The sequence below is a fragment of the Kitasatospora sp. NPDC051702 genome (genome assembly GCF_040681575.1).
Taxonomy (GTDB): domain Bacteria; phylum Actinomycetota; class Actinomycetes; order Streptomycetales; family Streptomycetaceae; genus Kitasatospora.
In genome coordinates this window covers 16,500-42,094 of the sequence record NZ_JBFAZB010000066.1, presented here as the reverse complement: position 1 = coordinate 42,094, position 25,595 = coordinate 16,500, and the positions used below count along the sequence as shown (strand labels likewise).

At 71.8% G+C, this 25,595-nt stretch carries 22 protein-coding genes; 3 read left to right on the top strand and 19 right to left on the bottom strand.

Translation table 11 applies throughout. The features are described from left to right. Window positions 1-144: 144 nt before the first annotated feature. Window positions 145-792: a TetR/AcrR family transcriptional regulator gene (locus tag AB0N04_RS35595; protein WP_360218913.1), complete on the bottom strand. Its 648-nt coding sequence runs from the start codon at window positions 790-792 to the stop codon at window positions 145-147. A 277-nt stretch (window positions 793-1,069) separates the two neighbouring features. Here AB0N04_RS35595 and AB0N04_RS35590 point away from each other — a divergent pair, with 277 nt between their 5' ends. The 3 genes from AB0N04_RS35590 (at window position 1,070) to AB0N04_RS35580 (ending at window position 3,769) form a co-directional block, all read left to right on the top strand. Then, window positions 1,070-1,516, top strand: a complete 447-nt coding sequence (locus AB0N04_RS35590) for a DUF6542 domain-containing protein (RefSeq protein WP_360218910.1) — start codon at window positions 1,070-1,072, stop codon at window positions 1,514-1,516. Next, the gene (locus tag AB0N04_RS35585; protein WP_360218907.1) at window positions 1,509-3,170 is read left to right on the top strand and encodes an LCP family protein; all 1,662 of its coding nucleotides are present in this window, start codon (window positions 1,509-1,511) and stop codon (window positions 3,168-3,170) included. The genes AB0N04_RS35590 and AB0N04_RS35585 overlap by 8 nt, the downstream gene beginning before the upstream one ends. A gap of 218 nt (window positions 3,171-3,388) precedes the next feature. Then, window positions 3,389-3,769, top strand: coding sequence for a VOC family protein (locus AB0N04_RS35580; RefSeq protein ID WP_360218904.1), 381 nt, complete (start codon window positions 3,389-3,391; stop codon window positions 3,767-3,769). Between the two features lie 105 nt (window positions 3,770-3,874). Here AB0N04_RS35580 and AB0N04_RS35575 read toward each other — a convergent pair whose 3' ends face one another. From AB0N04_RS35575 to AB0N04_RS35490, 18 genes are all read right to left on the bottom strand, one after another. Then, window positions 3,875-4,930 (bottom strand): 2-oxoacid:ferredoxin oxidoreductase subunit beta, encoded by a 1,056-nt coding sequence (locus tag AB0N04_RS35575; protein ID WP_360218901.1) that lies wholly within the window; start codon window positions 4,928-4,930, stop codon window positions 3,875-3,877. Then, window positions 4,927-6,948, bottom strand: a complete 2,022-nt coding sequence (locus tag AB0N04_RS35570) for a 2-oxoacid:acceptor oxidoreductase subunit alpha (RefSeq protein ID WP_360218931.1) — start codon at window positions 6,946-6,948, stop codon at window positions 4,927-4,929. The genes AB0N04_RS35575 and AB0N04_RS35570 overlap by 4 nt, the downstream gene beginning before the upstream one ends. Before the next feature lie 220 nt (window positions 6,949-7,168). Continuing rightward, the gene (locus AB0N04_RS35565; RefSeq protein WP_360218898.1) at window positions 7,169-7,831 is read right to left on the bottom strand and encodes a response regulator transcription factor; all 663 of its coding nucleotides are present in this window, start codon (window positions 7,829-7,831) and stop codon (window positions 7,169-7,171) included. 225 nt (window positions 7,832-8,056) lie between these two features. Further along, a complete protein-coding gene (locus AB0N04_RS35560) occupies window positions 8,057-9,067 on the bottom strand; it encodes a polyprenyl synthetase family protein (protein WP_360218895.1) in 1,011 nt (336 codons plus the stop codon). A 305-nt stretch (window positions 9,068-9,372) separates the two neighbouring features. After that, window positions 9,373-10,995: an NADH-quinone oxidoreductase subunit NuoN gene (gene nuoN / locus AB0N04_RS35555; protein WP_360218928.1), complete on the bottom strand. Its 1,623-nt coding sequence runs from the start codon at window positions 10,993-10,995 to the stop codon at window positions 9,373-9,375. 11 nt (window positions 10,996-11,006) lie between these two features. After that, window positions 11,007-12,659, bottom strand: a complete 1,653-nt coding sequence (locus AB0N04_RS35550) for an NADH-quinone oxidoreductase subunit M (protein ID WP_360218892.1) — start codon at window positions 12,657-12,659, stop codon at window positions 11,007-11,009. A gap of 34 nt (window positions 12,660-12,693) precedes the next feature. Next, window positions 12,694-14,589, bottom strand: a complete 1,896-nt coding sequence (gene nuoL, locus AB0N04_RS35545; protein ID WP_360218889.1) for an NADH-quinone oxidoreductase subunit L — start codon at window positions 14,587-14,589, stop codon at window positions 12,694-12,696. A gap of 15 nt (window positions 14,590-14,604) precedes the next feature. After that, a complete protein-coding gene (gene nuoK / locus AB0N04_RS35540) occupies window positions 14,605-14,904 on the bottom strand; it encodes an NADH-quinone oxidoreductase subunit NuoK (RefSeq protein WP_030235394.1) in 300 nt (99 codons plus the stop codon). Then, complete coding sequence (locus AB0N04_RS35535; RefSeq protein WP_360218925.1) at window positions 14,901-15,812, bottom strand: NADH-quinone oxidoreductase subunit J; 912 nt, start codon at window positions 15,810-15,812, stop codon at window positions 14,901-14,903. The genes nuoK and AB0N04_RS35535 overlap by 4 nt, the downstream gene beginning before the upstream one ends. Window positions 15,813-15,817: 5 nt before the next feature. Then, complete coding sequence (nuoI, locus tag AB0N04_RS35530) at window positions 15,818-16,420, bottom strand: NADH-quinone oxidoreductase subunit NuoI (protein WP_360218886.1); 603 nt, start codon at window positions 16,418-16,420, stop codon at window positions 15,818-15,820. 6 nt (window positions 16,421-16,426) lie between these two features. Beyond that, complete coding sequence (nuoH, locus tag AB0N04_RS35525; RefSeq protein WP_360218883.1) at window positions 16,427-17,770, bottom strand: NADH-quinone oxidoreductase subunit NuoH; 1,344 nt, start codon at window positions 17,768-17,770, stop codon at window positions 16,427-16,429. Beyond that, entirely contained in the window at window positions 17,767-20,286 is a 2,520-nt protein-coding gene (locus AB0N04_RS35520; protein ID WP_360218880.1) for an NADH-quinone oxidoreductase subunit G, read from the bottom strand. The genes nuoH and AB0N04_RS35520 overlap by 4 nt, the downstream gene beginning before the upstream one ends. After that, on the bottom strand, window positions 20,283-21,644 hold the full coding sequence (nuoF, locus tag AB0N04_RS35515; protein WP_360218877.1) for an NADH-quinone oxidoreductase subunit NuoF: 1,362 nt from the start codon (window positions 21,642-21,644) through the stop codon (window positions 20,283-20,285). Before nuoF ends, AB0N04_RS35520 begins: the two co-directional genes overlap by 4 nt. Continuing rightward, on the bottom strand, window positions 21,644-22,378 hold the full coding sequence (nuoE, locus tag AB0N04_RS35510) for an NADH-quinone oxidoreductase subunit NuoE (protein ID WP_360218922.1): 735 nt from the start codon (window positions 22,376-22,378) through the stop codon (window positions 21,644-21,646). The genes nuoF and nuoE overlap by 1 nt, the downstream gene beginning before the upstream one ends. Window positions 22,379-22,395: 17 nt before the next feature. Continuing rightward, a complete protein-coding gene (locus tag AB0N04_RS35505; RefSeq protein ID WP_360218874.1) occupies window positions 22,396-23,766 on the bottom strand; it encodes an NADH-quinone oxidoreductase subunit D in 1,371 nt (456 codons plus the stop codon). Beyond that, window positions 23,766-24,479: an NADH-quinone oxidoreductase subunit C gene (locus tag AB0N04_RS35500; protein WP_360218871.1), complete on the bottom strand. Its 714-nt coding sequence runs from the start codon at window positions 24,477-24,479 to the stop codon at window positions 23,766-23,768. The genes AB0N04_RS35505 and AB0N04_RS35500 overlap by 1 nt, the downstream gene beginning before the upstream one ends. Further along, window positions 24,476-25,030 (bottom strand): NADH-quinone oxidoreductase subunit B family protein, encoded by a 555-nt coding sequence (locus tag AB0N04_RS35495; RefSeq protein WP_360218868.1) that lies wholly within the window; start codon window positions 25,028-25,030, stop codon window positions 24,476-24,478. Before AB0N04_RS35495 ends, AB0N04_RS35500 begins: the two co-directional genes overlap by 4 nt. Window positions 25,031-25,131: 101 nt before the next feature. Then, window positions 25,132-25,491 (bottom strand): NADH-quinone oxidoreductase subunit A, encoded by a 360-nt coding sequence (locus AB0N04_RS35490; protein ID WP_030060100.1) that lies wholly within the window; start codon window positions 25,489-25,491, stop codon window positions 25,132-25,134. Window positions 25,492-25,595 lie beyond the last annotated feature (104 nt).

Sequence of the window (25,595 nt, the reverse complement as noted above, 5' to 3'; positions counted from 1 at the left end):
ACCCCCGGGATTCCTTGTGCCCGGGCGGGGGGGGGGGCGGGGGGGGCGCGCCCCGCCCCCCCCCCCCCGCCACCCCGCGGGGCGTCGGCCCGCCGCCCGGAGACCGGAGGCGTCCCGGCCCGCGGCCGGCGCGGCGAGGGCGCGTCAGCCCGCCGCCGGGGCTCGGTAGATCCGCAGGAAGGCCTCCACGCCGTCCGCCGCGATCCGGGCGACCTCCTCGTCGGCGACCGGCAGCGCCCCCCAGAACGAGCGCTCGGCGACGCCGTGGAAGGTCAGCAGGGTGTACTGCTCGGCGGCCAGCGCCGCGTCGTCGAAGGCCAGCAGTCCGCGGTCGGCGAGGGTGGTGAAGTGCCGCGCCAGGTCACGCTGCGAGGCGATCGGGCCGGCGTCCAGCCAGGCCTCCAGCACGTCGGCCGGGATGTTGGTCACCTCGGCGCGGATGGCCCGGCCGAGCGCGCCGTGGTCACCCGCGGACAGGACGGCCCGGGCCCGCTCGACGGCGAGGTCGACGAGGTCCTGGCGCAGGTCGACGACCCGGTCGAGGTACCGGGCCATCAGGGCGGCGATCCGCTCGGTGAGCTCGGCGGAGTTGTGCAGGGCGACGGAGAGGAAGAGGGTCTCCTTGTCCGCGAAGTGGTTGTAGACCGTCCGCTTCGACACCCCGGCCTCCGCGGCGATCGCGTCCATGCTGGCCCGGACGTAGCCCTCTCGCCCGAACACCGCCGTCGCGGCCCGCGCGATCGCCTCGCGCTTCTCCGGCCGTCCCGTTCCGCCCATCGCCACCACCGCCACCGCACCGCTCCTCGTCCGTCGAACTAGAAAACTACCCGGTGTAGTATATCTCGCCCGCGCCGGCCCGGGTTGCCGTCCGACCAGGGTGTCCTATGCTGCTGCCGATCTCTACACCCGTGTAGAAAGAAGTGGACGGCAGGCCCCGGCTCACCCGGTCGAGGGAACCAGTCGGCCGACCAACAGCGTCCAGTAGTGGCAGCGCACGGCCGATCCCCACACGGCGGCCGGGCGTGGGCGCCACCGTGGCGCACCAGCACCGAGGACCGGGGGTGAGTACGTGGCGGGCCGACGAGGACGGACGTCCGACCAGCGGATACGGCGGCAGTCGGGCGGAGCGGCCCGCCCGCTGCCCGGCGGCGCCGCCCTGCCCGCCGCGCTGGCCGTCGGGCTGCCGGCGGCGGGCGCCGCGGTCGACGAGCTCTCCGGGCCCGGCACCGGCCTGGCCTTCGGAGTGGGCGCGGTGCTCGGCACCGGCCTGGCCGCCGCGCTCAGCGGCCGCAACGGGTGGTGGTGGGTGCTCGCCGCCTCCCCGCTGCTGGTCCTCGGGGTCACCGCCGGCGCGGAACTGCTGGCCAACGGCGACGCCTACCGGGGCAGGGCCCTGGCCACCGGCTCCGCGAAGTGGGTGGTGCACGGATTCCCCGTGATGGCCGCAGCCGCAGCCGCGGCCGCGCTGGTGATGGTGGTCCGGGTGGTCCTGGGCCGGAGGAGGGCCCATGGCTGAGGAACGGAACGCCGACCGGGCCGCGGAGGCGGCTCCGGCACCCGCCCGCAGGCGCTCCCCGCTGCTGATCGCGGGCCGCACCGCGGCCTGCTCGGTGGCCCTGGCGGTCTTCGCCGCCAGCGGGGTGGTCTGGTACGAGTACACGTCCCTCACCGACGGGATGACCACCTCCGACGTCATCGCCGGGACGAAGAAGGACGCGCCCAAGCACCTCGACAACTCGGTCAACCTGCTGCTGATCGGCCTGGACAGCCGCAAGAACATGGACGGCACCGACCTGCCGCCGGAGTTCGTCCAGGACGAGCTGCACGCCGGCCACAGCTCCGACGTCGGCGGCTACAACACCAACTCGCTGATCCTGCTGCACATACCCGCCGGCGGCGGCAAGGTGCAGGCCGTCTCGATACCCCGCGACGACTACGTCATGACGTACGGCGCCGACGGCAAGCAGGCCGGCATGCGCAAGATCAAGGAGGCCTACGGCGAGGCCAAGGAGAAGGCCACGCCGGGCCTCCAGGCGAAGGGCCTCAAGGGCGCGGACCTGGAGAAGGCCGGCCGTGACGCCGGCCGGGCGGCCACCATCCAGACCGTGCAGAAGTTCCTCGACCAGCCCGTCGACCACATCGCCGAGGTCAACCTGATGGGCTTCTACGACATCGCCAAGGCCGTCGAACCGATCGAGGTCTGCCTCACCCACGACACCAAGGACCCGGCCATGGAGGGCCAGGGCTCCGGCGCCGACTTCCACAAGGGCATCAACAAGCTCAACGCCGCCCAGGCGCTCTCCTTCGTCCGCCAGCGCCACAACCTGGACGGCCCGGACGGCAACAGCGGCGACTTCGCCCGCACCCACCGCCAGCAGGCGTTCATCTCCTCCGTGGTGCACAAGCTCAAGCAGGACGGCATCGTCAGCGACCTGGGCAAGCTGCAGAAGCTCTTCGGCGTGGTGCAGAAGGACCTCGTCATCGACAACGAGTGGAACGTCCTCGACTTCGCCCAGCAGGCGCCCAACCTCACCGGCGGCAACGTCGAGTTCAACACCCTGACCTTCGACGACTTCGGCAAGCGCAACGGCCAGGACGTCAACCTGGTCACCCCGGCGAAGGTCCAGAAGGTGGTCAAGCAGATCTTCGGCTACGCGGACTCCGCCCCCGCCCCCGCGCCCGCGGACACCGCGGCCGCCACCCCCGGCGCACCGACCGCGACGCCCACCCAGACGCCGACCGCGTCCCCGACGACGACGGCCGCCGCGGCCTCCGCCACCGTGGACGTCTTCAACGCCTCGACCGCCGCCGGGGTCTCCTCGGGCGCGGAGTCCAAGGCGCTGGTCGCGATGGGCTTCAAGGCCGGCCGCACCGGCAGCGCGAGCACCCGCCCGAAGACCACCACCGTCGTCTACGGCAAGGGCGCCAAGGACGCGGCCGACCTGGTCGCCGCGCGCTACGGCGTGAGCCCCACCGAGTCCGCCGCGACGCCCGCCGGCCGGGTGGTGGTCACCCTCGGCACCGGGTTCACCGGAGCGGCCGACGACAAGCCCACCGCCACCGCGAGCGCCGGCGCCTCCGGGGCTCCGGGCGACCCGACCGCCAACCTGCCGGTGCAGGGCCCCGCGGTCGACGCGGAGTCCGACGGCGGCATCCCCTGCGTCTACTGACCCGGCGCGGCCGCTGACCGGCCGCACCGGGTGACGCCGGGTCACGCCGGCCGCACCCGTCACGTCTCTCGATCCGCCGCACCGCACCGTGGGGAGGCTCCCGCCCGGGGGCCTCCCCACGCGCATCGGCGGAGAGCCCTGGCACAATTCTACGTACTGCGTATAGTGTACTGCGTACGGGATAACCGTGCCGGCTTGCCGACGAGAGGACGCCCACCATGCAGATCACCACCTCCGCCATCGCCCTGACCGTCGAGGACACCACCGCCTCCGCCGACTTCCTCCGGCGCCACTTCGGCTACGCCGAGGCGATGTCGGCCGACGGCTTCGTCTCGCTACGGCACCCGGGTGGCGGCGTCGACGTCGTCTACCTGCGCCGCGGCATCGAGGTGCTGCCCGAGGACCAGCGCCACCGGACGGTGGCCGGCACCATCCTGGCCTTCGTCGTGGCGGACCTCGCGGGCGAGGAACGGCGGCTGCGCGCGGAGGGCGCCGGGATCACCATGGAGCTGCGCGAGGAGCCCTGGGGCGAGAAGCTCTTCCAGGTCACCGACCCGAACGGGGTCGTGATCGAGCTGGTCGAGTGGGCCGCGGAGTGACGCACGGCACGGCGGGCGCCACAGCGGACTCGACGACGGGCCCGACAACGGGCGGCGCCCCCTCGGCCGGTGGCCGAGGGGGCGCCGTCGCACCGTCCGGAGCGGTCAGTCCACCGTCCAGGTGTCGGCACCGGCCAGCAGCCCGGCCAGGTCGCCCGACCCGTGCCGGGCCACGGCCGCGTCCAGCTGATCGGCCATCAACTCGTCGTAGACCGGCCGCCGCACGTCGCGCAGCACCCCGATCGGGGTGTGGTGCAGGGTGTCGGTGTCGGCGATCCGGGACAGTGCGAAGGCCGTCGCCGGGCTGGCCGCGTGGACGTCGTGCACCAGCACCTGCGCCTCGTTGTCCGGCGTCACCGCCCCGACGGACAGCTCACCGCCCGGGCCGCGGAACACCCCGCCGGCCAGCCCCGCGCCGAAGCGGATCGGCTGCCCGTGCTCCAGCCGGACCAGCGCCTCGTCGCGCGTGCCCGGCTCCTTCAGCACCTCGAACGCGCCGTCGTTGAAGATGTTGCAGTTCTGGTAGATCTCCACCAGCGCGGTGCCCTCGTGCGCGGCCGCCGCCCGCAGCACCGACTGCAGGTGCTGGCGGTCCGAGTCGATCGTCCGCGCCACGAACGTCGCCTCCGCGCCGATCGCCAGCGACAACGGGTTGAACGGCACGTCCAGCGAGCCCATCGGCGTCGACTTGGTGACCTTGCCCAGCTCGCTGGTCGGCGAGTACTGGCCCTTCGTCAGACCGTAGATCCGGTTGTTGAACAGCAGGATCTTCAGGTTCACGTTGCGCCGCAGCGCATGGATCAGGTGGTTGCCGCCGATCGACAGCGCGTCCCCGTCCCCCGTGACGACCCACACGCTCAGGTCGGGCCGGGAGGACGCCAGCCCCGTCGCGATCGCCGGCGCCCGCCCGTGGATCGAGTGCACCCCATAGGTGTTCATGTAGTACGGAAAACGCGACGAGCAACCGATCCCGGACACGAACACCGTGTTCTCGCGCCGGATGCCGAGCTCCGGCATGAAGCCCTGCACCGCCGCCAGGACCGCGTAGTCCCCGCAGCCCGGGCACCAGCGCACCTCCTGGTCGGTCTTGAAGTCCCGGGCGCTCTGCGCGCCCTCGGCGCGGGGCACCAGACGCAGGGACGGGAAGCCGTTCTCGCTCATCGGTGGTCCTCCTCGTCCAGGGTGCCGATCGCCGCCGACAGCACGTCCGCCAACTGCGCCGCCTTGAACGGCAGCCCCCGCACCTGGTTGTAGGACTCCGCGTCCACCAGGTACTTCGCCCGCAGCAGCAACGCGAGCTGCCCCAGGTTCATCTCCGGCACGATGACCTTGTCATAACTCCTCAGCACCGTCCCGAGGTTCGCCGGGAAGGGGTTCAGGTGCCGCAGGTGCGCCTGCGCCACCTCACCGCCGTCCGCCCGCACCCGGCGCACCGCCGCGGTGATCGGCCCGTACGTCGAACCCCACCCGAGCACCAGCACCCGAGCCTCACCGCTCGGGTCGTCGACCTCCACCTCGGGCACCGCGATCCCGTCGACCTTCGCCTGCCGGGTGCGCACCATGAAGTCGTGGTTCGCGGGGTCGTAGGAGATGTTCCCGGTGCCGTCCTGCTTCTCGATGCCGCCGATCCGGTGCTCCAGACCCGCCGTCCCCGGCACCGCCCACGGCCGCGCCAGCGTCTTCGGATCCCGCAGGTACGGCCAGAACGAGCCGTCCTCCCGGTTCGGCCCGGTCGCGAAGTCCGGGCTGATCACCGGGAGTTCGTCCACCTCCGGGATCCGCCACGGCTCCGAGCCGTTGGCCAGGTAGCCGTCCGACAGCAGGAACACCGGCGTGCGGTACGTCACCGCGATCCGCGCCGCCTCCAGCGCCGCGTCGAAGCACTCGGCCGGCGTCGCCGGGGCCACGATCGGCACCGGCGCCTCGCCGTTGCGCCCGAACATCGCCTGCAGGAGGTCGGCCTGCTCCGTCTTCGTCGGCAGGCCCGTCGACGGGCCCCCGCGCTGGATGTCCACGACCAGCAGCGGCAGTTCCAGCGACACCGCCAGGCCGATCGTCTCGCTCTTCAGCGCCACCCCGGGGCCCGAGGTCGTCGTCACGCCCAGCGCCCCGCCGAACGCCGCGCCCAGCGCGGCGCCGATCCCCGCGATCTCGTCCTCCGCCTGGAAGGTCCGCACCCCGAAGTTCTTGTGCCGGGACAGCTCGTGCAGGATGTCCGAGGCCGGCGTGATCGGGTAGGAGCCCAGGTACAACGGCAGTTCGGCGCGCCGCGCCGCCGCGATCAGGCCGTAGGACAGCGCCAGGTTCCCCGAGATGTTGCGGTAGCGCCCGGCCGGCAGCCGCGCCGGCGGCACCTCGTACGAGACCGCGAACGACTCCGTCGTCTCGCCGAAGTTCCAGCCCGCCTTGAACGCGCTGATGTTCGCCTCCGCGATCTGCGGCTTCTTGGCGAACTTGGTGCGCAGGAACGCCTCCGTCCCGTGCGTGGGGCGGTGGTACATCCAGGAGAGCAGCCCGAGCGCGAACATGTTCTTCGCCCGCTCGGCGTCCTTGCGGGCCAGCCCGCTGTCCTTCAGCGCCTCCAGCGTCAGCGTCGTCAGCGGCACCTTGTGCAGGTGGAAGGCCTCCAGCGAGCCGTCCTCCAGCGGATCCGCCGCGTACCCGACCTTCGCCAGCGCCCGCTTGGTGAACTCGTCCGTGTTGACGATGATCTCCGCACCCCGCGGCAGGTCCCCCAGGTTCGCCTTCAGCGCCGCCGGGTTCATCGCCACCAGCACGTTCGGCGCGTCCCCCGGCGTCAGGATGTCGTGGTCCGCGAAGTGCAGCTGGAAGCTCGACACCCCCGGCAGCGTCCCGGCGGGCGCCCGGATCTCGGCCGGGAAGTTGGGCAGCGTGGACAGGTCGTTGCCGAACGACGCCGTCTCCGACGTGAACCGGTCCCCGGTGAGCTGCATCCCGTCACCCGAGTCGCCGGCGAAACGGATGATCACCCGGTCGAGTCTGCGGATGGGCTTGGCCCGCCGCTGCGGAGGGCCTCCCGGGGCGGGAGGACCGGCCGGCACGGTCGGGCCGGAGCGTCCGTCACCGCTCCCGGAACGACCCTCGTCGCCGTCCGGGCCGTCCACTGCCTCTGACTGATCGACCTGACTGGTCACTGCCGCGGACCTCCTCGTGGGCACACCACCGCGGGCGCGGCCCCGTGCCCCGTCCGCCTGGTGCACCTCCCGCATCCTATGCGCGGGAGGTCGGCCGGGGACGGAACTCCCGCGTGCGGCGGGAAATCACCGACCCGCGCCCGACCCGCACACGAGGTCCAACGTCCGGCCTCCGGAGATCATTCCGGCGGCCCTCCGAGGGCTCCGGCGGCCCGGTCGTGCCCCGGGCTCCGCTCCCGGCCGGTCAGGAGTTGAGGTACGTGAGCACCGCCAGCACCCGGCGGTGGTCCTCCGGGCTCTGCGCCAGGCCCAGCTTCAGGAAGATGTTGCTGACGTGCTTCTCCACCGCGCCGTCCGAGACCACCAGCTGCCTGGCCACCGCGGTGTTGGTCCGGCCCTCCGCCATCAGGCCGAGCACCTCGCGCTCGCGCGGGGTCAGCCGGGCCAGGACGTCCCCCTTGCGGCTGCGGCTGAGCAGCTGCTGGACCACCTCCGGGTCCAGCGCGGTGCCGCCCTCGGCGACCCGGACCACCGCGTCCGCGAACTCGCGCACCTCGGCGACCCGGTCCTTCAGCAGGTAGCCGACGCCCCGGGTGGAACCGGCCAGCAGCTCGGAGGCGTAGCGCTCCTCCACGAACTGCGACAGCACCAGCACGCCCAGCTGCGGGTAGTGGCCGCGCAGCTCGACGCAGGCCCGCAGCCCCTCGTCGGTGTGGGTCGGCGGCATCCGGACGTCGGAGACCACCACGTCCGGCAGCTCGCCGGCCGCGGCCAGCTCGTGGACGGTCTTCAGCAGGCCCTCGCCGTCACCGACCCCGGCCACGACCTCCAGGCCCCGGTCGGTGAGCAGCCGGGTCAGGCCCTCCCGCAGCAGTACGGAGTCCTCGGCGATGACGACGCGGCGCATGGCGACCTTCCCGGCAGGGTGAGCTGACAGGGGTCAGTCTCCCCCATTCGGGTGTCCGCCCGCCGGGGGATTCACGGCGCCGGACGCCCGTCCTCCGGGGGGTGCCCACCGCCGCGCGGCCGGTGCCGGGCGGCGCGGGCGCCGGGAGGGGGCCGGCTGAGTGCCGGGCCCGGGCGACTGCCGGGCCGGCGGGTGCTCCGGCCGGGCGGGTTCCCGGCCGGGCCGTCACATGGTGCGGATCGCCACCGAGTCGCAGAGGCCCTCCAGGGCCGCCTTCGCCGGGCAGTCCGGCAGCGGGGCGAGCAGCGCGCGGGCGTCCTCGGCCTGGCGCAGGGTCTCCCGGCGGGCGCGCTCCAGCGCCGGGTGGCGGCGCAGCAGCCGCAGCGCCTCGGCGTGCAGCTCGTCGTCGGCGAGGGGCTGGGCGATCAGCTCGCGCAGCCGGGTGTCGGCCGGGTCGGCCGGGTCCGCGGGCATCTGCTGCAGCAGCAGGGTCGGCAGCGTCGCCACGCCCTCGCGCAGGTCGGTGCCGGGGGTCTTGCCGGACTCGTGGCCGTCGCTGGCGATGTCCAGCACGTCGTCGGCCAGCTGGAAGGCGATGCCGATCCGCTCGCCGAACTCGCCGAGGGTGTCCACCATCCACGGCTCGGCGCCGGCCACCAGTGCTCCTATCCGGCAGGAGACGGCGATCAGCGACCCGGTCTTGCCGGCCAGCACGTCGAGGTAGTGCAGCAGCGGGTCGCCGTCCGGGCCGGCGCCGCGGGTCTCCAGGATCTGGCCGGTGACCAGCCGCTCGAAGGCGTCGGCCTGCATCCGGACCGCCTCGGGGCCGAGGTCGGCGAGCACCTGGGAGGCGCGGGAGAACAGGAAGTCGCCGGTGAGGATGGCGACGGAGTTGTCCCAGCGCGAGTTGGCGCTGGGGGCGCCGCGGCGCACCGGGGCCTCGTCCATGACGTCGTCGTGGTAGAGCGTGGCCAGGTGGGTCAGCTCGACGACGACGGCAGCGGGCACCACGCCCGGGGCGCCCGGGTCGCCGAACTGCGCGGCGAGCAGCAGGAGCAGCGGGCGGAAGCGCTTGCCGCCGGCCTCGATGAGGTGACTGGCGGTGATGGTGATGAAGGGGACGTCGCTCTTGACGGCCTCGGCGAGCGCCGTCTCCACCGCGTCCAGTCCGGCCTGGACGTCCCGGGTCAGGTCGCGGTCCTGCACGCTGAGCCCGAAGGGTCCCACGACGGTCACGAAGACCACTCCTCTGTCCCTGGTCGATCTAGCGGCCTGGTCCCTGAGTGCCGCCGCTGGCCATACAGGCAGGGTATCCGGTCGCGAGTGGATCACTGCACGGGCGTGCGGATCCTGTCATGATCGGGCCGGACGCCCAGGTCAGGGCGGCTGTCGCGGCGATCCGGCGGTGGGGGCGGAATCCGCCGGTGAACCCGCCGGGAGAACCGCGGCGGACGCACCGGCGGCGGACGCGCGTCCGGGCCGCGCACGGGGGGGCACGGCCCGGACGACGGGCCCGGGGCGGCGGCGCCGGCCCGGCGGGGTCAGCGGACGAACAGCGCCGCCTTGGACGCCAGGTCGAGGAAGTACTGCGGCAGCAGACCGAGACCCAGCGTGACCAGGACCCCCACCCCGATCGCGGTCGCCGTGAAGGCGCTCGGGATCGCGACGGTCGGGCCGCCCGGCTTCGGGTCGGAGAAGAACATCAGCACGATGACCCGGATGTAGAAGAACGCGGCGACCGCCGAGCTCAGCACACCGACGATCACCAGCGGAGTCGCCCCGCCGGCCGCAGCCGCCTGGAACACCGCGAACTTCCCGGTGAAACCGGAGGTCAGCGGGATCCCGGCGAAGGCCAGCAGGAACAGGGCGAACACCGCCGCCACCAGGGGCGAGCGCCGCCCCAGCCCGGCCCAGCTGGACAGGTGGGTCGCCTCGCCCTTGGAGTCGCGCACCAGGGTGACCACGGCGAAGGCCCCGAGCGTCACGAAGGAGTACGCCAGCAGGTAGAACAGCACCGAGGAGAGGCCCTGCTTGTTGGTGGCGATCACCCCGGTGAGGATGAACCCGGCGTGCGCGATCGAGGAGTACGCCAGCAGCCGCTTCACGTCCTGCTGGGTCACCGCGAGCACCGCGCCGACCACCATGGTGAGGATCGCCACCCCCCAGAGCACCGGCCGCCAGTCCAGCCGCAGGCCGGGGAAGGCCACGTAGAACAGCCGCAGGAACGCCCCGAACGCGGCGACCTTGGTGGCCGCCGCCATGAAGCCGGTCACCGGGGTCGGCGCGCCCTGGTACACGTCCGGCGTCCAGGAGTGGAAGGGGACGGCGCCGACCTTGAACAGCAGGCCGACCGAGAGCACCGCCAGTCCCATCAGCAGCAGCGCGTCGCTCTGGGTGCTGCTCAGCTGCGCCGGGGTGGTCATCGCCTTGCCGGAGATGACGTCCGAGATGTCGCCGAGCTTCACGCTGCCCGCGTAGCCGTACAGCAGCGCGGTGCCGAACAGGAAGAACGCCGAGGCGAAGGCGCCGAGCAGGAAGTACTTGACGGCCGCCTCCTGGGAGAGCAGCCGGCGGCGCCGGGCCAGCGCGCAGAGCAGGTAGAGCGGGAGGGAGAAGACCTCCAGCGCCACGAACATGGTCAGCAGGTCGTTCGCGGCGGGGAACAGCAGCATGCCGCCGACCGCGAAGAGGGTGAGCGGGAAGACCTCGCTGGTGGCGAAGCCCGCCCGGACGGCCGCCCGCTCCTGCTCGCCGCCGGGGGTGGCGGCGGCCTGGGCGGCGAACGCGTCGGCCGGCAGGCCGCCGGCCTTCGGCTCGAGCTTCCGCTCGGCGTAGGTGAGCACCGCCACCACCGCGACCAGCAGGATGACGCCCTGCAGGAACAGCGCCGGGCCGTCCAGCGCGACCGACTCCATCGCCAGCAGGTCGACCTTGGTGGAGCCGTAGCCCTGCGCGGCCAGCACCACCACGGCGACGAAGGACCCGATCAGCCCGACCAGGGCGAGCAAGACCTGCGTCCAGTGCCGGTGCCGGCGGGGCACGAAGGCCTCGACCAGGACGCCGAGCACGGCGGCGCCGAACACCACCAGCATCGGGGAAAGTTGGGCGTACTCGATGTGGGGTGCCGGGATGCTGGCGGTGTTGCCGCCGGCGGCGGCGAGCATGCCGGTGGTGCTCACTTCTGCTCACCTCCTGAAGTGGCGGCGACCGGGTGGACCGGCGCCGGGTCGGTCTCGTGGACCTGCGAGAGCGTCGCGTTCACCGAGGGGTTGACCAGGTCGGTGAGCGGCTTGGGGTAGACGCCGAGCAGGACGGTCAGCGCCACCAGCGGGGCGACCACCGCGAGCTCCCGGACCTTGAGGTCGGGCATCCCGCTGACCTCGGCCTTCACCGGGCCGGTCATGGTGCGCTGGTACAGCAGCAGGGCGTACAGCGCGGCCAGCACGATGCCGAAGGTGGCCACGATCCCGATCGCCGGGTAGCGGGTGAAGGTGCCCACCAGGACCAGGAACTCGCTGACGAAGGGCGCCAGGCCGGGCAGCGACAGGGTGGCCAGGCCACCGATCAGGAACGTCCCGGCAAGCACCGGGGCGACCTTCTGCACGCCGCCGTAGTCGGCGATCAGCCGCGAGCCGCGGCGGGAGATCAGGAAGCCGGCGACCAGCATCCAGGCGGCGGTGGAGATGCCGTGGTTGACCATGTAGAGGGTGGCGCCGCTCTGGCCCTGGCTGGTGAGCGCGAACACGCCCATGATGATGAAGCCGAAGTGCGAGATCGAGGCGTAGGCGACCAGCCGCTTGATGTCCTTCTGCCCGATCGCCAGCAGCGCGCCGTAGAGGATCCCGATCACCGAGAGGGCCAGGATCGCCGGGGCGAAGGTCTTCGAGGCGTCCGGGAACAGGCCGAGGCAGTAGCGCAGCATCGCGAAGGTGCCGACCTTGTCCACCACCGCGGTGATCAGCACCGCGGTGCCGGCGGTGGCCTCGCCCATCGCGTTCGGCAGCCAGGTGTGCAGCGGCCACAGCGGGGCCTTCACCGCGAAGGCGAAGAAGAAGCCCAGGAACAGCGCCTTCTCGGCGGTGCCGGTCAGCTGCAGCTTCCCGTCGGCGATCGCCGAGGCCAGGGTGGGCAGGTCGAAGGTGCCGAAGCCCTGGTCCTGCGCGATCACGTACAGGCCGATCACGGCGGCCAGCATCACCAGGCCGCCGAGCAGGTTGTAGAGCAGGAACTTGACGGCCGCGTAGCTGCGCTGGCGCGCCGCGTCGGGGCCGCCGGCCCGGTCGCCGAAGCCGCCGATCAGGAAGTACATCGGGATCAGCATGGCTTCGAAGAACACGTAGAACACGAAGACGTCGGTGGCGTAGAAGGAGACGACGACCATCGCCTCCACCGCCAGGATCAGGGCGAAGAAGCCCTGGGTCCGGCGCCGGTTCTCGAAGGTCCCGTCGGGCCGGAGGGGGCCGGCCCCCTCCGGCCCGGCGGCGGGCGGGGAGGAGGGGTCGGCGTCGTGCCAGGAGGCCAGCATGACGACCGGCACCAGCACGGCGGTGAGCAGGGCGAGCACGGCGCCGATGCCGTCCACGCCGAGCGAGAAGCTGATGCCGAAGGAACGGATCCAGCTGTGGGACTCGGTGAGCTGGTAGCGGGCGCCGTTCGGGTCGAACCGCGCGGCCACCACGGCGGCCAGCACCAGGGTGACGGCCGAGACGCCCAGGGCGACGGCCTTGGTGGTCCGGCGCCGGCCCTCGGTGGACCCGGCGGGCAGCGCCGCGGTGAGCACCGCGCCGGCCGCGGGGACGGCACAGGTGGCGGTCAACAGCGCGCTCATGGCCGGCCCCCCGGGTTCTTGTCAGGACGAGTCATCACACGGACCTCATCAGGAGAGTCGTGGCGACCAGCACCAGCGTGCCGCCGAACATGGAGAGCGCGTACGAGCGGACGAAGCCGTTCTGGATCCGCCGCAGCCGACTGGAGACGCCGCCGATGGTGGCGGCCAGGCCGTTGACGAAGCCGTCCAGTCCGCGGCTGTCGAAGTAGACCAGGGTGGCGGTCAGGGCCGAGCCGGGCCGGACCAGGACGGCGTGGTTGAAGTCGTCCTGGAGCAGGTCGCGGCGGGCCGCCCGGGTGAGCGGGGAGCCGACCGGCGGCACCACCGGGACGGGCGAGCGCCCGTACATCAGGTAGGAGACGCCGACGCCGACCAGCATGCAGACCGTGGTGAGCAGGGTAACCACCAGCGGAGTGAGCGGCGAGTCGCCCTCGGCGTGGCCGGTGACCGGCTCCAGCCAGTTCAGGAAGGAGTCGTTGTAGGCGAACAGCCCGCCCGCGAAGACCGAGCCGAGGGCCAGCAGGACCATCGGGATCGTCATGCTCTTCGGCGACTCGTGCGGGTGCGGGGCGTTGCCGTCGGCGTCGGGCTGCCAGCGCTTCTCGCCGAAGAACGTCATCAGCATCACCCGGGTCATGTAGAACGCCGTGACACCGGCGCCGACGAGCGCGCACAGCCCGAGGATCCAGCCCTCGGTGCCGCCCTTGGCGAAGGCCGCCTCGATGATCTTGTCCTTGGAGAAGAAGCCGGACAGGCCCGGGAAGCCGATGATCGCCAGGTAGCCCAGCCCGAAGGTGGCGAAGGTGACCGGCAGGTACTTGCGCAGGCCTCCGTAGTGGCGCATGTCCACCTCGTCGTTCATGCCGTGCATGACCGACCCGGCGCCGAGGAACAGCCCGGCCTTGAAGAAGCCGTGGGTCACCAGGTGCATGATCGCGAAGGCGTAGCCGATCGGACCGAGCCCGGCCGCCAGCACCATGTAGCCGATCTGCGACATGGTCGAGCCGGCCAGCGCCTTCTTGATGTCGTCCTTGGCGCAACCGACGATCGCACCGAACAGCAGCGTGACCGTGCCGACCACCACCACGGCGGTCTGCGCGTCCGGCGCCAGGTTGAAGATCGCGGCGGAACGGGTGATCAGGTAGACGCCCGCGGTCACCATGGTGGCCGCGTGGATCAGCGCCGACACCGGGGTGGGGCCCTCCATGGCGTCCCCGAGCCAGGACTGCAGGGGCACCTGGGCGGACTTGCCGCAGGCCGCCAACAGCAGCATCAGGCCGATCGCCGTCAGCTTGCCCTCGCTCGCCTGGTCGGCCGCACCGAAGACCGGCCCGAAGGCGAAGGAGCCGAACTCGACGAACATCAGCATGATCGCGATCGACAGGCCCAGGTCTCCGACCCGGTTGACGATGAAGGCCTTCTTGGCCGCCGTCGCCGCGCTCGGCTTGTGCTGCCAGAAGCCGATCAGCAGGTACGAGGCCAGGCCCACGCCCTCCCAACCGAAGTACAGCAGCAGGTAGTTGTCGGCCGTCACCAGCAGCAGCATGGCGGCCAGGAACAGGTTCAGGTACGCGAAGAAGCGGCGCCGGCGCTCGTCGTGCGCCATGTAGCCGACCGAGTAGACGTGGATCAGCGTGCCGACACCGGTGATCAGCAGCACGAACGTCATCGACAGCTGGTCGAGCTGGAACGAGACGTCGGCCTGGAAGCCGTTCACCCGGATCCAGGTGTACAGGTACTCGGTCACGGCCCGGTGCTCGGCGTCACGGCCCAGCATCGCCGAGAACAGTGCCAGGCCGAAGCCGAACGAGAGTGCCGCGAGTGCGGTGGCCAACCAGTGGCCGAAGCGGTCCAGCGCCCGGCCGCCGAGCAGCAGCAGGACTGCGCCGGCCAGCGGGGCGGCCACCAGCAGCGGAATGAGAGAGTTCACCGAGAGGCCCTCCGCCTACAGCTTCATCAGGTTGCTGTCGTCGACCGAAGCGGAGTGCCTGGTCCGGAAGATGGAGACGATGATGGCGAGGCCGACCACGACCTCGGCCGCCGCCACCACCATCGTGAAGAACGCGATGATCTGACCGTCCAGGGTGCCGTGCATCCGGGAGAAGGTCACCAGGGCCAGGTTCGAGGCGTTGAGCATCAGCTCCACGCACATGAACAGCACGATCGCGTTGCGCCGGATCAGCACCCCGGAGGCGCCGATGGTGAACAACAGGGCGGACAGGTAGAGGTAGTTGACCGGGTTCACTGCTCGCCCTCCTCGTCGGTGCGCTCGGACCCCGCCTGGGGCCCGTCCTGCTGACCGGCCGGCACCGGCTCCAGGGACTTGCGCGGCCCGGACACGACCGGCCGCTCGGAGGACGGGCGGCCCAGCCAGTCGGCGGTGCTGTTCTCCAGCTCCGCCATCCGCCGCAGCATCTCCTGGCTGACGTCCCGGACCTGGCCGCGCTCGCGCAGCGTCGCCATCACCGAGTCCTCGGCCACCGTGCCGTCCGGCAGCAGCGCCGGGACGTCCACCGCGTTGTGCCGCGCGTACACGCCCGGCGCCGGCAGCGGCGGGAGCTGGATGTTGTCCTTGACCCGCTGCGCGGCCAGCTCGCGCTGCGTCTTCGGCGCCTTCACGTGCTCGCGGTGGGTCAGCACCATGGCCCCGATCGCCGCGGTGATCAGCAGCGCGCCGGTGACCTCGAAGGCCCACACGTACCGGGTGAAGATCAGCCGGGCCAGGCCCGGCACGTTGCCCTCGGCGTTCGCCTCGGACAGGCCGGTGAAGTGGTTCAGCTTCGCGTTGGCGATCCCCGCCACCAGCAGCACGCCGAAGCCCAGCCCGCACAGCACCGCGGCGAACCGCTGGCCCTTCAGCTGCTCCTTCAGCGAGTCCTCGCTGGTGACGCCCACCAGCATCACCACGAACAGGAACAGCATCATGATCGCGCCGGTGTAGACCACGATCTGCACCACGCCCAGGAACACCGCGCCCTGGGCCATGTAACAGACCGCCAGCGCCAGCATCGTCGCCGCCAGGCACAGCGCGCTGTGCACGGCCTTCCTCATCAGCAGCATGCCCAGCGCGCCGCCGACCGCGACGACCGCGAGCACCCAGAACTGGACGGCCTCCCCGGTGGAGGTCGTCCCTGTCGCGGCGAGGGTGGTCAGGGGGCTCACGACCGGACCTCCTTCTCCCGGTCGGTGCGCTCCTGCTGGACCGTCCCGGGCGCCGCCGCGGTGATCTCGCCCCGGTAGTACGCGCCCTCGTCGGCGCCCGGGAAGATCGCGTGCGGGGAGTCCACCATGCCCTCGGACAGCCCCACCAGCAGCTGCTCCTTGGTGAAGATCAGGTCCCGGCGGGAGGAGTCCGCCAGCTCGTACTCGTTCGTCATGGTCAGTGCACGGGTCGGACAGGCCTCGATGCAGAGCCCGCACAGGATGCAGCGGGCGTAGTTGATCTGGTAGACCGCGCCGTAGCGCTCCCCGGGCGAGTAGCGCTCGTCCTCCCGGTTGTCCGCGCCCTCCACGTAGATCGCGTCGGCCGGGCAGGCCCACGCGCACAGCTCGCAGCCGACGCACTTCTCCAGGCCGTCCGGGTGCCGGTTCAGCTGGTGGCGGCCGTGGAAACGCGGAGCGGTGGGCTTCTTCTGCTCCGGGTACTGCTCGGTCAGCCGCTTCTTGAACATGGCCTTGAAGGTCACGCCGAAGCCGGCGGCCGGGCCGAGGATCGACGGCTTGTCGGGGCGTTCGTCCCGCTCCGTCTGGTCGGACTCCATCTCGGTTCAGCTCCCTTCGGAATGGTCGGCCCCGTTGAGGGCGTCCTGCAGTTGCTTCGGGGCGCGGCTGCGCCGGCGCGGCACCGGCGGCAGCTCCTGGCCGGGCAGCGGGGGCACCGGGTAACCGCCCGCCATCGGGTCGAACCCGCCCTGCGGCGACGCCCCGTCACCGGACGCCGCAGAGTCCTCGGGCTCCTTCTTCAGGAAGTCCCGCAGCAACGCGAGCAGCAGGATCCCCCCGACCGGCGCGCCGACGTACAGCACCACCTCGCCGAAGCCGTAGCCCTCGTTGCGCAGCGCCCGCACGCTCGCGATCAGCACCAGCCAGACCAGCGAGACCGGGATCAGCACCTTCCAGCCCAGCTTCATGAACTGGTCGTAGCGGAACCGGGGCAGCGTGCCGCGCAGCCAGATGAAGAAGAACAGCAGCAGCTGGATCTTCAACGTGATCCAGAGCATCGGCCACCAGCCGTGGTTGGCGCCCTCCCAGAAGGTCGACACCGGCCACGGGGCCCGCCAGCCGCCCAGGAACAGGGTGGAGGCGACGGCCGAGACGGTCACCATGTTGACGTACTCGGCCAGCATGAACATCGCGAACTTCAGCGAGGAGTACTCGGTGTTGAAGCCGCCGACCAGCTCGCCCTCGGCCTCCGGCAGGTCGAACGGCGCCCGGTTGGTCTCGCCCACCATCGCGATGATGTAGACGATGAACGACACCGGCAGCAGCACCGCGAACCAGGTCGGCTGCTGGTGCGCCACGATCTCCGAGGTCGACATCGACCCCGAGTAGATGAAGACCGCCGCGAAGGACAGGCCCATCGCGATCTCGTAGCTGATCATCTGGGCCGAGGAGCGCAGACCGCCCAGCAGCGGGTACGTCGACCCGGAGGACCAGCCCGCCAGCACGATGCCGTAGATGCCGACCGAAGCCGTCGCCAGGATGTACAGCAGCGCCACCGGGAAGTCCGTCAGCTGCATCGCCGTCCGCGTCCCGAAGATCGACACCTCGTCGCCGGGCGGACCGAACGGGATCACCGCGAAGGCCATGAAGGCCGGGATGGCGCAGACGATCGGGGCCAGGACGTAGACCACCTTGTCCGAGCCCTTGACCACCAGGTCTTCCTTGAGCGCCAGCTTCACGCCGTCCGCGAGGGACTGCAGCAGCCCCCAGGGCCCGTGCCGGTTCGGCCCGATGCGCAACTGCATCCAGGCCACCACCTTGCGCTCCCAGACGATCGCGATCAGCACCGTCAGGACCAGGAAGCCGAAGCAGAACACCGCCTTCAACAGCACCAGCCACCACGGGTCGTGGCCGAAGAAGTGGAGCGTCTCGTACGGCTGCGGAGTCATCGCTCCTCCCCTTCGCTGCTCGCGTCGCCGACCGGGGCCACGGCCTGCTCGACCGGCTCCGGTGCGGCCGCGGCGATCGTCACCAGGTGGCCGACGGTGGTGCCGAGCGCGCGGTGCGCGCCGCCCGGCGTGGAGTTGAGCGGCACCCAGACCGTGCGGTCCGGGATCGAGTCGACGACCTCCAGCGGCAGGGTCAGCGAGCCCGCCGGGCCCGTCACCCGCAGCGCACCGCCCGCGACGGCCCCGATCTCCTCCGCGGTGACCGGGGAGACCCGGGCCACCGCCCGGTGCCGGGTGCCCGCCAGGTGCGGATCACCCTGCTGCAGCGAGCCGCCGTCCAGCAGCTGGCGCCAGCCGCCCAGCACCGCCTGACCGTTGGCCGGCCGCGGCAGCACGGCCGGGTGCGCGGCCGGGTCCGCGGTGCGGTCGCCCGCCCACGGGGTGAAGTGGTCCAGCTCCAGGCGGGCCGCCCGGACGTCCGGCAGGCCGAGCCGGTGGCCCAGCGCGTCCGCCAGCATGCTCAGCACCCGCAGGTCCGGGTGCAGGTGACGGCCCATCTGCTGGTCCGGCTTGAGCGCCGCCTCGAACATCCGCACCCGGCCCTCCCAGTCCAGGAAGGTGCCGGCCTTCTCCGCCACCGCCGCCACCGGCAGCACCACGTCCGCGTGCGCCGTCACCGCGGACGGCCGTAGTTCCAGGGACACCACGAACGGCACCGCCGCCAGCGCCTCGTCGGCCAGCGCCGGATCCGGCAGGTCGTCCGGATCCACACCGCCGACCAGCAGCGCGTCCAGATCGCCGTTCACCGCCGCCGCGAGGATCTGGTCGGTGTCCCGGCCCAGCCGCGCGGGCAGCTCCGCCACGCCCCACAGCGCGGCGGCCTCCGCCCGCGCCCCCGGCGCCGCCACCGGACGGCCGCCCGGCAGCAGGCCCGGCAGCGCGCCCGCCTCGACGGCCCCGCGCTCACCCGCCCGGCGCGGCACCCAGGCCAGCGTCGCACCGGTCGCGTGCGCCAGGCGCAGCACCGCCGTCAGCGCGCCCGGCACGGAGGCCAGCCGCTCGCCCGCCAGGATCACCGCGCCCGGGCCGCGCAGCAGCTCGGCCGCCCGCCCGGCGTCGTCGTTCAGCGGCTCGTCCGCGGCCAGCGCCGCGAACCACTCCGGCTCGGTGCCGGGGGCCGCCGGCAGCAGTGCGCCGCGCAGCTTGGTCAGCCCCCGGGAGGCGAACGTCGCCACCGAGTACACCTTGGTGCCGCGCGCCCGGGCCGCCTTGCGCAGCCGCAGGAAGACGATCGGCGACTCCTCCTCCGGCTCGAAGCCCGCCAGCAGCACCACCGGTGCCTGCTCCAGCCGCTCGTAGCTCAGGCCCGTGCCGTCCACGTCCACGCCGCGCCCGGCGACGGCGGCGGCCAGGAAGTCCGCCTCCTCGCCGCTGTGCGGGCGGGCCCGGAAGTCCACGTCGTTGGTGCCGAGCACCACCCGCGCGAACTTCGCGTACGCGTAGGCGTCCTCGACGGTGACCCGGCCGCCGGTGAGCACGCCGGCGCGGGCGCCGCGCAGCCCCGCGGCGGCCCGGGCCAGCGCCTCCGGCCAGGACGCCGGGACCAGCTCGCCGCCCTCCCGCACCAGCGGGGTGGTGAGGCGGTCCCGCTGCTGGGCGTAGCGGAACGCGAACCGGCCCTTGTCGCAGTTCCACTCCTCGTTGACCGCCGGGTCCTCGCCCGCCAGCCGGCGCAGCACCTTGCCCCGCCGGTGGTCGGTGCGCTGGGCGCAGCCGGCCGAGCAGTGCTCGCACACGCTCGGCGAGGAGACCAGGTCGAACGGACGCGAGCGGAAACGATAAGCCGCCGAGGTCAGCGCGCCCACCGGGCAGATCTGGATGATGTTCCCCGAGAAGTACGACTCGAAGTCGTCGCCCTCACCGGTGCCGACCTGCTGCAGCGCACCGCGCTCCACCAGGTCGATGAACGGGTCGCCGGCGATCTGCTGCGAGAAGCGGGTGCAGCGCGCGCACAGCACGCAGCGTTCGCGGTCCAGCAGCACCTGGCTGCTGATCGGCACCGGCTTCTCGTAGGTGCGCTTCATCCCCTCGAAGCGGGAGTCCGTCTCCCCGGTGGACATCGCCTGGTTCTGCAGCGGGCACTCGCCGCCCTTGTCGCAGACCGGGCAGTCCAGCGGGTGGTTGATCAGCAGCAGTTCCATCACGCCGCGCTGCGCCTTCTCCGCCACCGGCGAGCTCAGCTGGGTGCGCACCACCATGCCCTCGGCGACCGGGATGGTGCAGGAGGCGACCGGCTTGCGCTGGCCCTCGATCTCCACGATGCACTGCCGGCAGGCGCCGGCCGGGTCGAGCAGCGGGTGGTCGCAGAAGCGCGGGATCTGGGTGCCGATGGTCTCGGCGGCCCGGATCACCAACGTCCCCTTGGGGACCTGCACTTCGACGCCGTCGATGGTGAGCGTGACCAGTTCGACCGGGGCCTTGTCGCCCGTGGAGGTGGATGGCTCTGTGATCGTCACGCGTGCACCTCCCTTTCGGTGGCGGACTGGTGGCCGGGGCGGGGGCCGTCGGCCCAGACGGTGGAGGCGGCCGGGTCGAACGGGCAGCGGCGCTCGGCCAGGTGCTGCTCGTACTCGGCCCGGAAGTGCTGGAGCGAGGAGACGATCGGGCTGGCCGCGCCGTCCCCCAGCGCGCAGAAGGACTTGCCGTTGATGTTGTCGGCGATGTCGAGGAGCTTCTCCAAGTCCCCCGCGACGCCCTCGCCCGCCTCGATCCGCTTGAGCAGCTGGACGAGCCAGTAGGTGCCCTCTCGGCAGGGGGTGCACTTGCCGCAGGACTCGTGGGCGTAGAACTCCGTCCAGCGGGTGACGGCCCGCACCACGCAGGTCGTCTCGTCGAAGACCTGCAGCGCCTTGGTGCCGAGCATCGAGCCGGCCGCGCCGACGCCCTCGTAGTCCAGCGGGACGTCCAGGTGCTCGTCGGTGAACATCGGGGTGGAGGAGCCGCCCGGGGTCCAGAACTTCAGCCGGTGGCCGGAGCGGACGCCGCCGCTCATGTCCAGCAGCTGGCGCAGGGTGATGCCCAGCGGCGCCTCGTACTGGCCGGGGTTGGTGACGTGGCCGGAGAGCGAGTACAGCGTGAAGCCGGGGGACTTCTCGGTGCCCAGGCCCTTGAACCACTCCTTGCCCCGGGCCAGGATCGGCGGCACCGAGGCGATCGACTCGACGTTGTTGACCACCGTCGGGCAGGCGTACAGGCCGGCGATGGCCGGGAACGGGGGCCGCAGCCGGGGCTGGCCGCGCCGGCCCTCCAGCGAGTCCAGCAGCGCCGTCTCCTCGCCGCAGATGTAGGCGCCGGCGCCGGCGTGCACGGTGATGTCGAGGTCGACGCCCGAGCCGAGGATGTTCCGGCCCAGCAGCCCCGCCCGGTACGCCTCCGCGACCGCCTCGTGCAGGCGGCGCAGCACCGGGACGACCTCGCCGCGCAGGTAGATGAACGCGTGGTCGCAGCGGATCGCGTACGAGGCGATGATCATGCCCTCGATCAGCGAGTGCGGGTTGGCGAACAGCAGCGGGATGTCCTTGCAGGTGCCCGGCTCGGACTCGTCCGCGTTGACCACCAGGTAGTGCGGCTTGCCGTCGTTCTGCGGGATGAACTGCCACTTCATCCCGGTGGGGAAGCCGGCGCCGCCGCGGCCGCGCAGCCCGGAGTCCTTCACCAGGGCGATCACGTCGTCCGGCGGCATGGCCAGCGCCGCCTTGAGGCCCTCGTAGCCGTGGTGGCGCTGGTACGTGGCGAGCGTCCAGGGCCGGCTGTCGTCCCAGGAGGCCGACAGCACGGGGGTGAGCAGCTTCTCGGCCGGCTCGGCGGAGGTCATCACGCTTCGGTCCCTTCGTGGCCGGTGCCCTCGTGGCGGGGCGCGACGACCTTGGTGCCACCGGTGCCGGGCAGCGCCTCGCCCCTGGCCAGCCGCAGGCCGGCGAGCGAGGGCGCTCCGCCCGCGCCGGACTCGTCGTTGGCGCCCGGGCGCTCGTCGGGGAAGCCCGCCAGGATCCGGGAGGTCTCCTTGAAGCCGCACAGCCGGGCGCCCCGGGTCGGCCGGACCTCGCGGCCGGCGCGCAGGTCGTCGACCAGCTGCTTGGCGCTCTCCGGGGTCTGGTCGTCGAAGAACTCCCAGTTGACCATCACCACGGGGGCGTAGTCGCAGGCCGCGTTGCACTCGATGTGCTCGATCGAGATCTCGCCGTCCGCGGTGGTCTCGTTGTTGCGCACACCGAGGTGCTGCTGGAGCTCGTCGAAGATCTGGTCGCCGCCGAGCACCGCGCACAGGGTGTTGGTGCAGACCCCGACGTGGTACTTCCCGGCCGGCCGCCGCCGGTACATCGTGTAGAAGGTGGCGACGGCGGTGACCTCGGCGGTGGTGAGGTCCAACTGCTCGGCGCAGAACCGGATGCCGGTCGCGCTGACGAAGCCCTCCTCGGCCTGCACCAGGTGCAGCAGCGGCAGCAGCGCCGACCGGGCCTGCGGGTAGCGGCCGATCAGCTCCGCGGCGTCCGCGGTCAGCCGGGCGTGCACCTCCTCGGGGTACGGTGCGGCCGGCATCGCCGGCATCCCCAACTGGACGTCTGTCACCGGTCCACGCCTCCCATCACCGGGTCGATCCCGGCCACCGCGACGATCACGTCGGCCACCTGGCCGCCCTCGCACATCGCCGCCATCGTCTGCAGATTGGTGAACGACGGATCCCGGAAGTGGACCCGGTACGGGCGCGTCCCCCCGTCGCTGACCACGTGCACGCCCAGCTCGCCCTTGGGCGACTCGACCGCCGTGTACGCCTGGCCGACCGGGACCCGGAAGCCCTCGGTGACCAGCTTGAAGTGGTGGATCAGGGCCTCCATCGAGGTGCCCATGATCTTGCGGATGTGGTCGAGCGAGTTGCCCATCCCGTCCGGGCCGACGGCGAGTTGGGCCGGCCAGGCGATCTTCTTGTCGGCCACCATGACCGGGCCCGGGCGCAGCCGGTCCAGGCACTGCTCGACGATCCGCAGTGACTGCTTCATCTCCTCCAGCCGGATCAGGAAGCGGCCGTAGGAGTCGGCGCTGTCGGCGGTCGCGACCTCGAAGTCGTAGTCCTCGTAGCCGCAGTACGGGTCGCTCTTGCGCAGGTCGTGCGGCAGGCCGGTGGCGCGCAGGATCGGACCGGTGGCGCCGAGCGCCAGGCACCCGGGCAGGTCCAGGAAGCCGACGTCGACCAGGCGGGCCTTGAACACCGGGTTGCCGGTGGCGAGCTTGTCGTACTCGTGCATCCGGGAGCGGAACGTCCGGACCGCCTCGCGGATCTGGTCGACCGCCCCGGGCGGGAGGTCCTGGGCGAGACCGCCGGGGCGCACGTACGCGTGGTTCATGCGCAGGCCGGTGACCAGCTCGAAGACGTCCAGGATCAGCTCGCGGTCCCGGAACCCGTAGATCATCAGGGTGGTGGAGCCGATCTCCATGCCGCCGGTGGCCAGGCAGACCAGGTGCGAGGCGATCCGGTTGAGCTCCATCATCATCACGCGGATGACGCTGGCCCGGTCCGGGACGTCGTCGGTGATGCCGAGCAGCTTCTCGACGGCCAGGCAGTAGGCGGTCTCGTTGAACAGCGGGGTCAGGTAGTCCATCCGCGTCACGAAGGTCGTGCCCTGGACCCAGCTGCGGAACTCCATGTTCTTCTCGATGCCGGTGTGGAGGTAGCCGATGCCGCAGCGGGCCTCCGTGACCGTCTCGCCGTCGATCTCCAGGATCAACCGCAGCACGCCGTGGGTGGACGGGTGCTGGGGGCCCATGTTGACGATGATGCGCTCGTCGTCGGCCCGGCCGACCGCCTCGACGACCTCGCCCCAGTCGCCGCCGGTGACCGTGAAGACCCGGCCCTCGGTGGTCTCCCGGGCGTGTGCCCGCTCGGCGTCCTCCCGCGGGTCCGCTCCCTGCGGGGCCTGTTCGTGGTGCTGGGTGCTCATCAGCTGTACGACCTCCGCTGGTCGGGTGCCGGGATCTGGGCGCCCTTGTACTCGACGGGGATGCCGCCGAGCGGGTAGTCCTTGCGCTGCGGGTGGCCCAGCCAGTCGTCCGGCATCATGATCCGGGTGAGCGCCGGGTGACCGTCGAAGACCAGGCCGAAGAAGTCGTAGGCCTCGCGCTCGTGCCAGTCGTTGGTCGGGTAGACGCTCACCACGGACGGGATCCGCGGGTCGGCGTCCGGTGCGGTGACCTCCAGCCGGATCAGCCGGCCGTGGGTGATCGAGCGCAGGTGGTAGACCGCGTGCAGCTCGCGGCCCTTGTCGCCGGGGTGGTGCACGCCGCTCACGCCCAGGCAGAGCTCGAAGCGCAGCGCCGGGTCGTCGCGCAGGATGCGGACGGTCCGCAACAGGTGCTCGCGCTCAATGTGGAAGGTGATCTCGCCGTGGGCGACCACCGTCTTCCCGATCACGTCGACCGGGTCCAGCCCCTGCTCCTCCAGGGCGCCCTCCAGCTCGTCGGCCACCTCGTCGAACCAGCCGCCGTACGGCCGCTCGCTCGGGCCGGGCAGCACCACCGGCGCGACCAGACCGCCGAAGCCGGAGGTGTCACCGGTGCCCTGGGCGCCGAACATGCCCTGGCGGCGGCCGACCACCTCGACCGGGATCTCGCGGACGGGCCGCTCCTGCCGGGTCTCGGGTACCTGCTCGTTCATCGCAGCTGCCCCCGCATCTCGCTGACCGGGGTGGCCCGGAGGGCGAGCGCCTCGCCGAGCTCCTCGGCCCGGCGCCGGTTCACGCCGAGCGGCTCGTGCTGGATCTTGTCGTGCAGCTTCAGGATCGCGTCCATCAGCATCTCCGGGCGGGGCGGACAGCCGGGCAGGTAGATGTCCACCGGGACGATGTGGTCGACGCCCTGCACGATCGCGTAGTTGTTGAACATCCCGCCCGACGAGGCGCAGACGCCCATCGAGATGACCCACTTCGGGTTGGGCATCTGGTCGTACACCTGGCGCAGCACCGGGGCCATCTTCTGGCTCACCCGGCCCGCCACGATCATCAGATCGGCCTGTCGGGGCGAACCCCGGAACACCTCCATGCCGAACCGGGCCAGGTCGTAGCGGCCGGCACCGGTGGTCATCATCTCGATCGCGCAGCAGGCCAGACCGAAGGTGGCCGGGAAGAGTGACGCCTTGCGCACCCAGCCGGCGGCCGTCTCCACGGTCGTGAGCAGAAAGCCGCTCGGCAGCTTCTCCTCGATTCCCATCAGATCCCTCTCAATGCCCTCAGAAAGCCCTCAAGTCCTGTGGTACGTCCGGCCCGTTCGGGCTTGTCCGCTCGTTCACAAGGGCGGCGGCCACCCCGCGCTCAGTCCCACTCCAGACCGCCGCGGCGCCACACGTAGGCGTACGCGACGAAGACGGTGGCGATGAACAGGAGCATCTCGACCAACCCGAAGATCCCCAGGGCGTCGAAGGTGACCGCCCACGGGTAGAGGAAGACGATCTCGATGTCGAAGACGATGAAGAGCATCGCCGTCAGGTAGTACTTGATCGGGAACCGACCGCCGCCCACGGGCTGCGGGGTCGGCTCGATGCCGCACTCGTACGCCTCCAACTTGGCCCGGTTGTAGCGCTTGGGGCCGGTCAGCGAGGCCATCACGACGGAGCCGACCGCGAACGCCGCCGCGATGGCACCGAGTACGAGGATCGGCGCGTAGGCATTCATAGCCCCCGCTCCCTCCGTCCAGTCGTCCTTGACTGCAGATCGGAACCGGCAGGTCACACTGTGGTGAACCCGCGTTCCGGTTCCCGGGATCCACCTCATGTGAG

Excerpts from the sequence above, each read along its gene's own strand:
- AB0N04_RS35585 (WP_360218907.1), top strand. The coding sequence starts at position 1,509 with ATGGCTGAGGAACGGAACGCCGACCGGGCCGCGGAGGCGGCTCCGGCA.
- AB0N04_RS35580 (WP_360218904.1), top strand. The coding sequence starts at position 3,389 with ATGCAGATCACCACCTCCGCCATCGCCCTGACCGTCGAGGACACCACC.
- AB0N04_RS35575 (WP_360218901.1), bottom strand. The coding sequence starts at position 4,930 with ATGAGCGAGAACGGCTTCCCGTCCCTGCGTCTGGTGCCCCGCGCCGAG.
- AB0N04_RS35565 (WP_360218898.1), bottom strand. The coding sequence starts at position 7,831 with ATGCGCCGCGTCGTCATCGCCGAGGACTCCGTACTGCTGCGGGAGGGC.
- nuoN (WP_360218928.1), bottom strand. The coding sequence starts at position 10,995 with ATGCTCGCCGCCGCCGGCGGCAACACCGCCAGCATCCCGGCACCCCAC.
- AB0N04_RS35550 (WP_360218892.1), bottom strand. The coding sequence starts at position 12,659 with ATGAGCGCGCTGTTGACCGCCACCTGTGCCGTCCCCGCGGCCGGCGCG.
- nuoI (WP_360218886.1), bottom strand. The coding sequence starts at position 16,420 with ATGGAGTCCGACCAGACGGAGCGGGACGAACGCCCCGACAAGCCGTCG.
- nuoH (WP_360218883.1), bottom strand. The coding sequence starts at position 17,770 with ATGACTCCGCAGCCGTACGAGACGCTCCACTTCTTCGGCCACGACCCG.
- nuoF (WP_360218877.1), bottom strand. The coding sequence starts at position 21,644 with ATGACCTCCGCCGAGCCGGCCGAGAAGCTGCTCACCCCCGTGCTGTCG.
- nuoE (WP_360218922.1), bottom strand. The coding sequence starts at position 22,378 with ATGCCGGCGATGCCGGCCGCACCGTACCCCGAGGAGGTGCACGCCCGG.
- AB0N04_RS35505 (WP_360218874.1), bottom strand. The coding sequence starts at position 23,766 with ATGAGCACCCAGCACCACGAACAGGCCCCGCAGGGAGCGGACCCGCGG.
- AB0N04_RS35500 (WP_360218871.1), bottom strand. The coding sequence starts at position 24,479 with ATGAACGAGCAGGTACCCGAGACCCGGCAGGAGCGGCCCGTCCGCGAG.
- AB0N04_RS35495 (WP_360218868.1), bottom strand. The coding sequence starts at position 25,030 with ATGGGAATCGAGGAGAAGCTGCCGAGCGGCTTTCTGCTCACGACCGTG.
- AB0N04_RS35490 (WP_030060100.1), bottom strand. The coding sequence starts at position 25,491 with ATGAATGCCTACGCGCCGATCCTCGTACTCGGTGCCATCGCGGCGGCG.